This is a genomic window from Streptomyces sp. CA189 (genome assembly GCF_056428985.1).
This window is the reverse complement of sequence record NZ_JBWJVM010000016.1, coordinates 65232-78679: the sequence shown is the minus strand read 5'-3', so window position 1 is coordinate 78679 and position 13448 is coordinate 65232. Positions and strand designations below refer to the sequence as shown.

General features: G+C 72.7%; 6 protein-coding genes and 2 pseudogenes. 3 read left to right on the top strand and 5 right to left on the bottom strand.

Going from position 1 to position 13448, the window contains the following annotated elements; all coding sequences use genetic code 11:
• The first annotated feature begins 51 nt into the window (after positions 1-51).
• Complete coding sequence (locus AC061S_RS15815) at positions 52-1506, top strand: GNAT family N-acetyltransferase (RefSeq protein ID WP_478686578.1); 1455 nt, start codon at positions 52-54, stop codon at positions 1504-1506.
• 121 nt (positions 1507-1627) lie between these two features.
• Here the strand turns inward: AC061S_RS15815 and AC061S_RS15810 are convergent.
• Positions 1628-1964 (bottom strand): annotated as a pseudogene (locus AC061S_RS15810) (hypothetical protein); the annotation flags it as partial.
• Between AC061S_RS15810 and AC061S_RS15805 the strand changes: the two are divergent.
• Positions 1875-2214 (top strand): annotated as a pseudogene (locus AC061S_RS15805) (Lrp/AsnC family transcriptional regulator); the annotation flags it as partial. The pseudogenes AC061S_RS15810 and AC061S_RS15805 overlap by 90 nt on opposite strands.
• Before the next feature lie 48 nt (positions 2215-2262).
• Positions 2263-3981, top strand: coding sequence for a DUF885 domain-containing protein (locus tag AC061S_RS15800; RefSeq protein WP_478686577.1), 1719 nt, complete (start codon positions 2263-2265; stop codon positions 3979-3981).
• 102 nt (positions 3982-4083) lie between these two features.
• Here AC061S_RS15800 and AC061S_RS15795 read toward each other — a convergent pair whose 3' ends face one another.
• The 4 genes from AC061S_RS15795 to AC061S_RS15780 all read right to left on the bottom strand — a co-directional run bounded on the left by AC061S_RS15795 (position 4084) and on the right by AC061S_RS15780 (position 12908).
• Positions 4084-4587 (bottom strand): rhodanese-like domain-containing protein, encoded by a 504-nt coding sequence (locus AC061S_RS15795; RefSeq protein ID WP_478686576.1) that lies wholly within the window; start codon positions 4585-4587, stop codon positions 4084-4086.
• A gap of 110 nt (positions 4588-4697) precedes the next feature.
• A complete protein-coding gene (locus AC061S_RS15790) occupies positions 4698-7709 on the bottom strand; it encodes an AAA family ATPase (RefSeq protein WP_478686575.1) in 3012 nt (1003 codons plus the stop codon).
• Positions 7706-8878, bottom strand: a complete 1173-nt coding sequence (locus AC061S_RS15785; RefSeq protein WP_478686574.1) for an exonuclease SbcCD subunit D — start codon at positions 8876-8878, stop codon at positions 7706-7708. The genes AC061S_RS15790 and AC061S_RS15785 overlap by 4 nt, the downstream gene beginning before the upstream one ends.
• A 667-nt stretch (positions 8879-9545) precedes the next feature.
• On the bottom strand, positions 9546-12908 hold the full coding sequence (locus AC061S_RS15780; RefSeq protein ID WP_478686573.1) for a BTAD domain-containing putative transcriptional regulator: 3363 nt from the start codon (positions 12906-12908) through the stop codon (positions 9546-9548).
• Positions 12909-13448: the final 540 nt, after the last annotated feature.

Below are 13448 nucleotides of genomic sequence, written 5' to 3'. Positions count from 1 at the left end.
GGTCACAGATCGTTCGTGATCACGCAACACCCCTGCGTCACAGTGGTCTGCATGACTGAGCGTATTCCTGCCCCTGCCCAGCGTCCCCACCGCCACCACTGGCGCCGCGACGTCGTCGAACTCGCCGCTCTCTTCTGCGCCGTCGCGGTCGCCGACGCCATCGCCAATCTCGTGGTGCACGGTCCCCGCGGCCCGGTCCTGCTCGTGGCCTCGGCCGTCGCACTCCTGGTCACGGCGGCGTTCCACACCTGGTGGGCACGCCGCCACAGCCATGCACCGCCGCCCACGGACACCGCGCCCACGGACCCGCCCACAGACGCGGTGACGGGCGCGGGTGCGGGTGCGGCGGCGGCCCGCACGGCCGGTACGGACACCGCGCTGGCCTCCGCCCTGTGGCGGATGCGGACGACCGTGCGCGACGAGCCCGGCAGCCTCGCCGCGCTCTGCACCGCCCTCGCCCGGAGCGGGGTCGACATCCTGACCCTGCAGACGCACCCGCTCCCCGAGGGCGGCACGGTGGACGAGTTCCTGCTGCGCGCCCCGCAGCAGCTTCCCTCCGCCGACCTCACCCGGGCCATCGCCGGCGCCGGCGGCCACAGCACCTGGATCGAGCGGGCCGACGCCCACGACCTGGTCGACACCCCGACCCGGGTCCTGGGGCTGGCCACCCGCACCGCGCTGGACGCCGCCGAGCTGCCGCTCGCCCTGCGCCAGCTGCTCGGCCGCTGCACCATCCACTCGATCCCGGCGACCACCCTCTCCGGGCGCCCCAACGCCGGCGCCGACGCGCCCGTCGAAGGCGTCCTGGAGGCCACGGTCATGCGGCTGCGCGACCCGTCCGGCGGTGCGATCACCATCGAGCGGCCCTACCTGCCCTTCACGCCGACCGAGTTCGCCCGCGCCCGCGCGCTCGTCGAGCTGGACGCCCGGCTCGGCCCGCGGGTCCCGCGCAGCCGGGACGTACTGACCCTGCCCGAGGGCAACGAGATCACCGTCCGCCGCGCCGACGGCTCCGACCTGGCCGCGGCCCGTGCCATGCACGACCGCTGCTCGGAGCGCACCCTCGGCCTGCGCTACCACGGCCCCGTCCTCGACGCCGACCGCTACCTCGGCCACCTGCTGAGCCCCCGCTTCGGCCGCACCCTCGCCGCGACCACCGCCTCCGGCAAGCTCGTCGCCCTCGGCCACCTGCTCTGGGACGGCGACGAGACCGAGGTGGCGCTGCTCATCGAGGACGACTGGCAGCGCCGCGGCATCGGCTCCGAGCTGCTGGGCCGGCTGATCGGGATGGCCGTCGAGGCCGGATGCGACAGCGTGTACGCCGTCACCCAGGCCTCGAACACCGGCATGGTCGCCGCCATGCGCGGTCTCGGCCTCCCCCTCGACTACCAGATCGAGGAGGGCACCCTGGTGATCACGGCCCGGCTGGACGCGACCCCGGTCAGCTCCCGGCTGCCGTACGAGCTCCCGGGCGAATCCCGCGGCCTGCCCCGCAGCCAGCAGTAGACCGGCACTACCCGGCAGCGACCGGCGGCCGGTCGCTCACGCCCGAGGCGTGCCGGTCCCCCGGTCCCCCTCGGCCACGATGCGGTGGCTGATGGAGGCCGGGTGCTGCAGGACGGGCGTCGAGAAGGTGCTGCGACAACGCGGCCATCCCGCTCGCGAAGGCGACGGCGCTCTCGGTGCCTTCGCTCCGGGCCATGGCCGCCTCGAACGCATCGCCTCGAACGCATCGTCACGAACGCGTCGTCACGAACGCGTCGTCACGAACGCGTCGTCACGAACGCGTCGATGCGGGCGGCCTCCGCCCGGCTGTCGTACGACCGGTAGTTCGTCGACAGATCGAGCGGAGGCGCGTGCCGTCCGAGCCCGGCCGCTCCGGAATCCTCCTCGGCCACCGACTCCGGTTGGATCCGGCCAAACTCGGCCACGGGCTGGTGGCACTGCTGCCCGTACGGATGCATCCGCACCGCCGCGAGCCGATCGGTCCCTTCGTCGAGCGCGTGCGCTCACTGCCGGCCTCGCGGGCCGTCTTCCACCTGACGGGCCCGGAGGACCACCTCGTTCACGTGGCCGTTTCCGATCCCGGCGAACTCCAGCGGCTGGTCCTCGACGAGTTCGCCTCGCGCCGGGAAGTCGCCCGGATGGAGACCAGACTGATCTTCCAGGAGCGGGATCGCCGGGCCGCTGCCGCCCCCGACGTCAGCAGGCTGACGATCTTTGGTGATGACGCGGACCCGTCTCGCATACGAAGATGTCCACATGTCAGACACCATCACCAGTGACAGCTCCGCACGGCTGCCCCGCCAGGTCGCCGATGCCTACGTCGACGACCTCATCGCCATCGACCCGATCACGGGCACCTATCTGGGTGTCGCCGCGAGCTCCGGCAAGCTCCCGGACCTCTCCCCCGCGGGCCGCGCGGCGGCAGCCGAACTCTCCCGCGCCACGCTCGCGCGGCTCGACGCCGCCGAGCTCCTGCCCGGCGCCGACAGCGATGTCGAGCGCCGCTGCGCCCGGCTGCTGCGCGAGCGGCTCACCGCCGAACTCGCCGTCCACGAGGCCGACGAGGACCTGCGCGCGGTCAGCAACATCCACTCCCCCGCGCACTCGGTCCGCGAGGTCTTCTCCCTGACCCCGGCCGACACCGACGAGGACTGGGCCGCGATCGCCGAGCGGCTGCGCGCCGTACCGGCCGCCTACGCGGGCTACCGCGAGTGCCTCGCGCTCGGCCTGGACCGCGGCCTGTTCGGGAGCCCGCGCCCCACCGCCACCTTCGTCGAGCAGCTCACCGCCTGGGCGGGCGAGGGCGAGGGCGCCGAGAGCAAGGGCAAGGACGGCTACTTCGCCGAGTTCGCCGCCGCCGGCCCCCAGGCGCTGCGCGCGGAGCTCGACGCGGCCGCCGCCGCCGCGACCGCGGCCGTCGTGGAACTGCGCGACTGGATGCGGGACGTGTACGCCCCCGCGGTCGAGGGCAAGCCCGACCCGGTGGGCCGCGAGCGCTACGCCCGCTGGTCCCGCTACTTCAACGGCACCGACCTGGACCTGGACGAGGCGTACGCCTACGGCTGGTCGGAGTACCACCGGCTGCTGGCGGAGATGAAGACCGAAGCCGCCAAGATCCTGCCGGACGCCGGTCCCTGGGAGGTGCTCAAGCACCTGGACGAGCACGGCACCCACATCGAGGGCGTGGACGAGGTCCAGGCCTGGCTGCAGGGCCTGATGGACGAAGCCATCGAGAACCTCGACGGAACCCACTTCGAACTCGCCGAGCGGGTCAAGCGGGTGGAGTCGCGGATCGCCCCGCCCGGAGGCGCGGCGGCCCCCTACTACACGAACCCCTCGGAGGACTTCTCCCGTCCGGGCCGCACCTGGCTGCCGACGATGGGCGCGACCCGCTTCCCCGTCTACGACCTGGTCTCCACCTGGTACCACGAGGGCGTTCCGGGCCACCACCTCCAGCTGGCGCAGTGGACGCACGTGGCGGACCAGCTCTCCCGCTACCAGGCCAGCGTCGGCCTCGTCAGCGCCAACGCCGAGGGCTGGGCGCTGTACGCGGAGCGGCTGATGGACGAGCTGGGCTACCTCAAGGACGCCGAGCAGCGGCTCGGTTACCTGGACTGCCAGATGATGCGCGCCGCGCGGGTCATCGTGGACATCGGCATGCACCTGGGCCTGGAGATCCCGGCGGATTCGCCGTTCCACCCGGGCGAGCGCTGGACGGTGGACCTGGCTCAGGAGTTCTTCGGCCTGCACAGCGGCCGGCCGGGCGACTTCGTCGAGAGCGAGCTGACCCGCTACCTGTCGATGCCGGGCCAGGCGATCGGCTACAAGCTGGGCGAGCGCGCCTGGCTGCTGGGCCGTGACAACGCGCGTGCCGCGCACGGTGATTCCTTCGACCTGAAGGCCTGGCACATGGCGGCGCTGTCCCAGGGTTCGCTGGGCCTGGACGACCTGGTGGACGAGCTGTCGAAGCTCTGACCACCGGGACCCGCACCACGGACGGACGGACGGGCCGGCTCCCCCGCGCGGAGCCGGCCCGTCCGTCCGTCCATCCAAGGGACCGGCCTTCGGCAGCCCGTCTCAGCAGCCGCACTCGTCGGAGTCCGTGGGGGCGGTCAGCGGGTCGGCCTCGGGGCGCTGCTCGCGGCCCTGCCAGGTCTCGACCTCGAAGCCCTCGCGGATCCAGTACTCGATGCCGCCGAGCATCTCCTTGACCTGGAAGCCGAGCTGGGCCAGGGCGAGCGCGGAGCGGGTGCCGCCGTTGCAGGCGGGGCCCCAGCAGTAGGTGACCACGGGAACGTTCTTGTCGAGGAGGCGCTCCGCCTGCTCGGCGACGAGGGCGTTCGGCAGGTGGACCGCCCCCGGGACGTGGGCCTGGTCCCAGGACGGGGTGGAGCGGGAGTCGACGAGCTGGAAGCCGAGCTCGGCGCCCTCCTCCCGGTGGGCCTTGAAGGCGGCGGCGACGTCCGAGACGTCGGCGTGGAAGGCCAGGCTCGCCGCGAAGTAGGCGGCGGCCGCGACCGGGGCGGCCGGGGGGACCCGTAGGACGGGGTTGGTGGAGGCAGGGGTGTTCATGGTCGTCATACCGAGAAATCTACAATTTGTCGATCACCCCTCAGAGGGGGCCTCCCCCCGGAGACCGACATGTCCCCGAGGGTCCCCGAGGAACGGTTTCACCCCGTTGACCAGGGATTTCAGCCCGTTCCGCCCGCCGTGCGGTGCCGCACCACCGAGCCTCCGCGCTGCTTGACGATCTCCAGCTGGGCCTGCACCCGGGTGCGCAGGTCGGCGACGTGGCTCACGATGCCGACGCTGCGGTCGCGTTCGCGCAGCGAGTCCAGTACGTCGAGCACCTCGTCCAGCGCCTGGTCGTCGAGGCTGCCGAAGCCCTCGTCGATGAAGAGGGTGTCGAGCCGCATGCCGCCCGCCTCGTCGGTGACCACGTCGGCCAGGCCCAGGGCGAGCGCGAGCGAGGCGAAGAAGGTCTCGCCGCCGGACAGCGTGGCGGTGTCGCGCTCGCTGCCGGTCCAGGCGTCGACCACGTGCAGCCCGAGCCCGGAACGCCCCCGTCCGCTCGCCTTGGCGTCGGAGTGCAGCAGGGTGTAGCGGCCGCCCGACATGCGCAGCAGCCGTACCGTCGCCGCGGCGGCGACCTGCTCCAGCCGGGCCGCGAGCACGTAGGCCTCCAGCCGCATCTTGCGCTCGTTGTCCGCGGAGGTGCCCGCGGTGAGTCCGGCCAGCCGGGCCACCCGTTCGTAGGCCTCGCGCAGCGGTCCCAGGGAGCGCAGCTCCCGCTCCGCCTGGAGGGAGAGCCCGTCGAGGTCCTTGCACCGGACCCGGGCCGCGTCCACGGCGGACCCGGCCGTACGAAGCTTCGCGGCGGCCCGCGCCGCGTACACCTCGGCCGCCTCCGGCGCGGCCGGGGGCAGGGCCGCCGCCGCGGCGGTGTCGCTCTCGCCGAGGCGGTCGGCCAGCATGGCCTCCTCCGCCTGCCAGGCGTCGGCGCGGCGTTGGAGCGCGCTGCGTTCGTACTCGGGGAGCACGGCGTCGGCCGCCTCCTCGGTGGTGTCGAAGCCGGCCTTGAAGGCGGCGTCGGCGAGCTGACCGTCGGCCTCCTTCAGCCGGGCGGCGGTGGTCTCGGCCCGGCGCAGCGAGGCGGCCGCCGCCGTGACCATGCGGACCCTGTCCTCCAGGACTCCGGCGCGGGCCGCGACGCTGGGCGCGCCGTCCCGGACGAGGGCCAGCTCCTCTTCCAGCGAGGCCTGCTCCCGGTCGAGGGCCTCGCGGCGCGAAGCCCGCGCCGCGGCCCGGGCCTCGGCTTCGCTCCGCTCGGCGCTGCGCACCGCGTGCTCCCGCTCCGCGCGGGCCAGCCGCTCGCGGGCGGTGTGCAGCCCCGCGGCCGAGGCGTGCGCCTCGGCGTGGCGCGTACTCAGACCGGAGGTGAGTTCCAGCAGCTCGGCGGTGGTGGCGTCACCCGCGGCGGCCGCGGCCTCGGCGCGGGCCTCCCGGACGGCGGCCAGCCTGCGCTCGACGCCGGCCCTGCGCTCCTCGGCCCCTTCGAAGCGGGCGTGCGCCGCCTCCTCCGCGGCCCGGTCGACGTGACCGGGGGCGGGCCGGGCCGGGGCGGGATGCTCCGCGGCCCCGCACACGGTGCAGGGCTCTCCCGCCACCAGGGCGGCGGCGAGTTCGGCGGCGATTCCGCGCAGCCGGGTCTCCTTGAGCTCCAGCCAGCGCTCCCGGGCGACGGCCGACTCCTCGCGCGCGGTGAGCAGTTCACCGGAAGCCTGCTCCGCGTCGGCGTCGAGGGCGTCGCGCCGCCGGGCGGCGTGCAGGTGCAGCCGCGCGGGCTCCAGCTTGCCGGCGAGCTGCTCGGCCAGGGTCGCGGCCTGCTGGGCGGCGTCGGCACGCCCGGCCAGCGCTGTCCGGGTGGCCTCCCAGCGGCCCAGCCACTCGGCGGTCTCCTGCTGCTGCTCCTCGGCGGCCCGGGACTCCCGTTCCAGGTCGGCCCGTTCGCGGCCGATCTCGGCGCTGCGCTGCTCGGCGCGGCGGGCAGCTCCGAGTGCTCCCAGATCCTCGCGCAACCGCTGCTCCACGGCTGCCAGTTGCTCGGTGCCCGCCTCGGCGAGCTGCGGCGGCAGCTCCGCCCGGGCCACCGACTCCGCGTGCGCGGCGGACATGTGGGCGCCGGCGGCGGCTCCGCGCAGCTCCAGGGCGGGGGCGACCAGGGCTCCGCGGCGGGCCCGGTCGAGCAGGGCGCGCACCCGCTCCCGCTCCGGACCGGCCTCGGCGAGCAGGGCCGCCCGACGGGTGGTCTCCGCGTGCCGGCGTTGCAGCCGGTCGAGCTCCCGCGCTTCCTCGGCGGCCCGCCGGGCGGCGGCGTAGCGCCCCTCGACGGCGGCGAGGGCGTACTCGGCGACGGTGAGCCGCTCCCGGGCGGAGCAGCGGGCGACGGCGGCCCAGGCGCGGACCGCCCCGGCCAGCCCGGGGTCGCCCGGCTGGTGCCGGGGCAGCGGCCAGGCGCGCAGGTCGGCGGCGTCCCCGGCGGCCTGGGCCAGCCGCTGGGCGGTGTGCAGCACCTGCTCGTCACCGGCGCGGACCTTGGCCTCGGCGGCGCGGCGGCGCTCGCCGAGCAGCGTTTCGACGGCGGCGAAGCGGCGGGTGTCGAAGAGCCGGCCCAGCAGCCGGCCGCGCGCCGCCTCGTCGGCCCGCAGGAAACGCGCGAACTCCCCCTGCGGCAACAGCACGACCTGGCAGAACTGCTCGCGGCTCATGCCGAGCAGCTGCTCGATCTCCTCACCGATCTCCTGATGGGACCGGCTCAGCGCGCTCCAGCCCTCCCCCTCGTACTCGCGCAGCCAACTCTGCGCCTTGTCCTTCGTCGTCCCGGTGCCGCGCTTCTTGGGCCGGTCCTGTTCGGGGCGCCGGGTGATCTCCAGACGCCGCCCGCCCGCGGTGAGTTCGAGGGTGATCTCGGTCGGGATGTCCGAGGCCGCGTGGTCGCTGCGCAGGCTGGTGCCCGGGGCCTGCCGGGAGCCGGGAACCGACCCGTACAGGGCGTAGCAGACGGCGTCCAGGACGGAGGTCTTGCCCGCGCCGGTGGGACCGTGCAGCAGGAAGATCCCGGCGCCGGAGAGGGCGTCGAAGTCGATCTCCTGGGGTTCGGCGAAGGGACCGAAGGCGGTGATGCGCAGCCGGTGCAGCCTCATCGGTGGGTCTCCTGCCGGCTGTCCTCGGCCCGTACCTCGTCGAAGGCACCCTGGAGCACGTCCCGCTCGGCCTCGTCGGAGAAACCGCCGCCGCCGCGCACATGGGCGACGAAGTCCTCGGCGATCTCCCGGTCGCTGCGCCCCCTCAGTCGCTGGGCGTAGGACCCGCCGGCGTGCTCGCTCCGGCCCTCGGGGTCGAAGGCCAGGCTGAGGGTGTGCGGGAAGCGGGTGGCGAGCCGGGCCATGGGGTCCTCGGGCCGAACGGGGTCGGTGAGGGTGGCCTCCAGCCAGCAGTCCTCGTACCGGGCGTACGCCCCCTCGGAGAGCAGCACCTCCAGCGGCCCCCGCACCCGGGCGAGGCCGCGCGGCACGGGGGTGTCGACGCGCTCGGCGCTCACGATCTCCCCCTCCCCTCCCAGCTCCACTATCCACATGCTCTTGCGGTGATCGGCTTCGGAGAAGGAGTAGGCGAGCGGGGAACCGGAGTAACGGACCCGTTCGTTGATCGTCTGGCACCCGTGGAGGTGGCCGAGGGCGGCGTAGTCGACCCCGTCGAAGACGGAGGCCGGCACGGCCTCGACCCCGCCGACGGTGATGTCGCGCTCGCTGTCACTGGCCTGCCCGCCGGTCACGAAGGCGTGGGCGAGGACGACGGACCGCGTCCCGGGCGCCCGCCCGGCCAGATCCGCCCGAATCCGGTCCATGGCCGCGCCCAGCACGGCCTCGTGGCTCACCTTCCCGGCACCGAACTCGTCCTTCACCAGCGCGGGCTCCAGGTACGGCAGCCCGTACAGCGCCACGTCACCGTGTACGTCGGCCAGCACCACGGGGTCAGCACACCCGGCGGGGTCGGTCCTGAGGTGGATCCCGGCCCGCCCGATCAGCCCCGCCCCGACACCGAGGCGGCGGGCGGAGTCGTGGTTCCCGGAGATCATCACGGTGGGCACGCCAAGATCGGCGAGCCGGTGCAGGGCCCGGTCGTACAGCTCCACCGCCGGCAGCGGCGGCACGGCCCGGTCGTACACGTCACCGGCGACAAGAACGGCGTCGACCTCGTTCTCCCGCACGGTCTCGACGAGGTGATCGATGAAGACGGCCTGGGCACCGAGCAGGTTCACCCGGTGAAAGCTCCGCCCCAGATGCCAGTCGGAGGTGTGCAGGAATCTCATGAAATCGCTCTGACCTGCACGTTTACCCCTACTGCGCCTCAAAAGTCAGCACGAACCAGCACGGGGGCTCGCCATCAACGCTTGCCACGCTAACGCATGGCGCCCCCTGATCCGCCGCTCACCTCAGATCACCCCGAAAAATTGGAGGACAATTTTTCACGCCGTCGATCCTTGCCGCATCCCGTAAGACGCCGGCCTCAGCAGCACGCCCGCGTCGTACACGCTTCCGCAGTCCTGCGCAGTGGAACGGTGTCCGGGTGCACACCACGCTTGGTGGCCTCTGCGACCCGGCGCGCGCCCCTCGACCCACATCGGCTCGAAGTAGAGGACGGTGCTCACTACCGGTGATCACTTCACAAGGTCGCTGTGATCTTCGCTCCGTAGGTGACTATCCAGCAACAGCCACCACAGGGGCCGCTCCCCCAGTCGATGCCGCAGCCACGCGCGGCGAACTGCTCCCGTGCCAACCGTGCCTCGAAGGGCGTAACCGCTCCCGCCGGACAGCAGGCGAGAAGGGTCTTGCCCCTGCGGACGCCACCCAGATGGTGCGGAGCGCGGCGGCTGGTCAGGGTGCGCAGCGACTGATGCTGAGCGAAGCCGTGGTCCTGCCCCTGCCACCTTCCGTCCCCGTCGGGTCGCGAAACCAACAGTGAAGCTGGCTGACTGGTCAGGCCCTGGAACGCCCCAGGCCTGCCACTTCTTCACGGTCACTCCGCTCCCTGGCCTCCGCCTTTTCGCGATCAGCAGACTCACGGCGTACGCAGTCGTCGATGCGTCGGACGAGCAGTGCAGCCTCCGACTGCTCGGCCAGGTCGCGCGCCCGCTGGAAGAGGGTCTGGGCATGCTGGGGATCGCCGGCCGCAGAGTAGGCCTCCGCCAAGTCGGTCAACGCTGCTGCGAGCTCGATCCTGGCTTCACTCTGCTCCAGGAGGATCACGGCTCTTTCCAGCGGGGCGACGCGCTGCTGGGCTGGAAGGCTGGCGGCCATCGCTCGCCAGGCCATGCCGAGAGGTCGCGGCGCTCCCCATCGTGTGGCTACGTCCAACGCTTCCTCAGCCAGCGCCCGGGCGCGCTCCTGCTGGCCGAGCGCGGCCAGCTCAAGGGCTGCCGAGCTGCGCCAAGGCTGGAAGCCCGGGGTTTCGATGTTCCAGGCGGCCGCCCGGCGGCCGCAGTCCAGGAAGTGCGCGGCCGCCTGTTGCGCGTTTCCCTGCGCGGAACACAGCAAGCCGCGTACATACAGCACCGTGATCCACGGCCAGGTCTCCGGCTCCGCGTGGTGGTGCGTACTGTCCAGCCACCGCTCGGCCTCGTCGGTGCGGCCCAGGCCGATGAGGGCGTGCGCGTAGAGGCCGACCAGCGCGGCGGGGCGTCGTACGTTCTGGTCGAGCGGTACTGACGTCAGCAGCTGGCATTCGGCCAGTGCCTGACGGTAGTTGCCGCGGCGCAGGGCGGTCTCCGCTCGGCTCATGACCCGGCTCAGGTCGACAGCGGCGAAGTCGTGGTCGTTCGGCTGGTCGCACAGGTGCTCTACCAGGGTGAAGTCGTCGCACCACACCGCGAGGGCAGCCCGTAGGCCGACCAGTTGGCGGGGCAGGTCCGTGGAGTCGGGGACGCTTCGAGCGGTAGGGAACCGTTCGAGAATCTCTTTCGCGCTGTAACGCAGTCTGGCCGCGTCGTCCCAGAGCAGCAGCGCGGTGGCTATCGCGTCGTAGGCGGCGCAGGTGGGAGGGGTCGCGGAGACCTTTCGAATCAGCGTGTGCCAAGTGTCCGGCGTAAGGGAAAAGATCATCCACCCGGAGGCGCGGACGGCTTGCGCGGCGCGAGGATCGACTGCTTCGGTCTCGGCGACCACCGTGTCCATGAGCGAGATGGCGGCGGTCGTCCGTCCCTGGGACACCAGTACCCAGGCCAAGGGAACCACCGCGGTCGGCGGTTGCCCGAGGTCGCGCTGGATCTGCAGTGCTTCTTGGAGATGGATGCAGGCCGCGTTCGGGTTGGTCTGCAGTTCGGCCTGTCCGAGCCGGAGCAGTACGGCGGCGCGTTCGGCGGGTTCGGTGATGCGCGAGGCGGCCTCCAGATAGCCGATCGCCGGTGCGGCGGCTCCTTCGCGCAGGCAGTCGTTCGCCGCGTCGATGAGGACGGTCGACCATCGCGCCCACTGCGTACCGGCCAACTCACCCAGGTAGTCGGCTACTTCACGGGCCGGTCGTTGCGCCATCTGGGCCCACCGTGCCGCCGCGACTCTGATGGAGGTCTTCTCCACGGACGAAGTGGCATTGAGGAGCGCTGAGGCGATGAGCGGGTGGCGCAGCCGTGGAGGTTCTGCCGAGGCCAGAACGCCGCGGCGGGCCAGGTCAGCACAGCGCCGCCGCGCCTCCGCGTGCGGTTGCTCGCAGACCGCCGCCAGCAGCGCCGCCGACGGGGCGTGCTCGGTGAGGACAGCCAGTGCCCTGGCGAGTCGGGCGTCCACCGGATCGTGGCGGTGCAGCAGACAGGACAGCGCGCGCGTGAAGTGGTCGGGTATGAGGTCCGGCGGCAGGCCGTCCAGGTGGTGGACCTGCTTGAGGTCCGCGAGCAGAGCGTGCACGAGCACCGGAACGCCACCCGTGACGTGCCACACATCGGTCGCCAACGGTACGGAGTCCGGTGCGGCAAGGACCTGGCCGGCGAGTGCGGCGATCGCCGGCACGTCGAGCGGTCCCAGCGAGAGGGCGAGTGCGGAACGGGCCTCCAGCTCGGCGTGCCACCCGGCGGTGGAAGCGTCGTGATGGGTTCCGGGTGCGACCTGTACCAGCAGGACCGGCTGGTGTCGCAGGCGCTGGGCCAGGATCACCAGCGCCTGCCGGGAGGGGTGGTCGGCGTCTCCCGCGTCATCGGCGAGCAGGACGAGCGGGCGGGCGGCGTCGGCCAGCTCCCGGGAGGCCCAGTCGGCCAGGGCGCGGGCGTCGGCCGTGGACGCCGGGGCGGGCTGCGAGAACGACCCGAGTGCCTCGCGCAGACCTCCGACGAGGGCGGGTTCGGCTCCGCCTGTCAGCGGCAGCCGTCGACTGGAGGGCAGTTGCCGGCCCACCTCGCGCAGCAGCAGGGACTTGCCCATGCCGGGGCCTCCCGAGATCACCACAAGCCCGCCCTGGCCGGACGGCAGCTGTTCGGCGAGTGCGGTGATCTGATGGAGTTCGTGTTCCCTGCCGACCATCGGGAAGCCGACGACGGGTCCCGGAGCGGGCGCGCCGGGGGCGGGCGCCGGGGCGGCCGGTGGCGGGCCGAGCGGGCGCGGCGGAGGCTCACCGGCGAGTACGCGGGCGTGCAGGGCGCGGAGTTCGCCGCCGGGTTCCACACCCAGCTGGTCCACCAGGAGTTCCCTGGCCCGTGTGTATACCTGGAGCGCTTCGGATTGCCGGCCACCGGCGTGGAGCGCCTGCATCAGCAACGCGTGCAGGCGCTCCCGCAGCGGATGTTCGGAGGTCAGCATCCTGAGCTGGTCGATCACCTGCTCGGCGCGCCCGCCTCTGACCGCGACCTCAAGGCTGTCCTCGACCACCACCAGCCGGCGTGCGAGCAGGGCGATGCGCTGGTGTTCGGCATAGGGGCCTGGAACCCCGGCCAGGGGCTCACTGGAGAACAGTGCGAGGGCACGCGTGTACGACGCGTCGGCGGACTGCCACTGCTGACGCGCCCGGGCTCGTTCGGCCTCGCTGACCAGGCTGTCGAACAGGGCGAGGTCGAGTTGGTCGTCGGCGATGCGGAGCTGGTAGCCGCCATGGCCGTACAGCAGGAGGACGGGTGGGGCTCCAACTGGGCGGGGAGGTTCCAGCACGCCGCGCAGCGCAGAGACGTGGGTCTGGATCACCTTGGTCACGCCGGCCGGGGCGCCCTCCTCGTACAACGCATCCACCAGGCTGTTGATGGACACCCACTGGCGGCGACGGAGGGCCAGGGCGCACAGCAGAGCCCGTCGCTGGGGAGGGCCGAGGGCGATGGCGTGCTCGCCGCGGGTTGCCGTCACCCCGTTGAGCAGAACAAACTGCACAACTTGAAGCGAATTGCCAGCAGACACCCCATTTGTTCCCATTTTGCACTGTGACTCAGAACCCGACATGTCTACCCCTTCATGGTACGTGGTGAGCATTTACCCCTTGTTGCACGTTCGTTGCACGAGCCGACCATCGTGGTCACCACAAGCGGAGTGCGGCTCCCTTCCGCTGCGACAAGGAGTGGTGATGTGCTTACTGTCTGGCGCCAGCGGTGATCACCAGCGCTGCCCGTGGGGCCGGGGACCGGCCTCGCGGACGGGTCCGCCGTCGACGTCGGCGCGACTGCGGCCCCGGACGGACGTGGGCACCGTAGGCCTGGCGAGTGAGGGGTTCCTCTTCCTGCCGCGCACACGGTCCCGTACCGATGAGGGCGCCGAGGCGCCCGGTGCCGATTGCCGCCGACCGACATGAGCACATGGCAATGGCGTCCGGAGCACCCCGTTTCGACTACCTGATACGGCGCGTCGAGCTGTTGCCGCATCCCGCTCGCATTCCCGCTGCCACCCCCCGCACCTCACCGCTCGGTCCCGGCTGAC

Coding starts and splice junctions, on each gene's coding strand:
- AC061S_RS15815 (WP_478686578.1), top strand. CDS start 52: ATGACTGAGCGTATTCCTGCCCCTGCCCAGCGTCCCCACCGCCACCAC.
- AC061S_RS15800 (WP_478686577.1), top strand. CDS start 2,263: ATGTCAGACACCATCACCAGTGACAGCTCCGCACGGCTGCCCCGCCAG.
- AC061S_RS15795 (WP_478686576.1), bottom strand. CDS start 4,587: ATGACGACCATGAACACCCCTGCCTCCACCAACCCCGTCCTACGGGTC.
- AC061S_RS15790 (WP_478686575.1), bottom strand. CDS start 7,709: ATGAGGCTGCACCGGCTGCGCATCACCGCCTTCGGTCCCTTCGCCGAA.
- AC061S_RS15785 (WP_478686574.1), bottom strand. CDS start 8,878: ATGAGATTCCTGCACACCTCCGACTGGCATCTGGGGCGGAGCTTTCAC.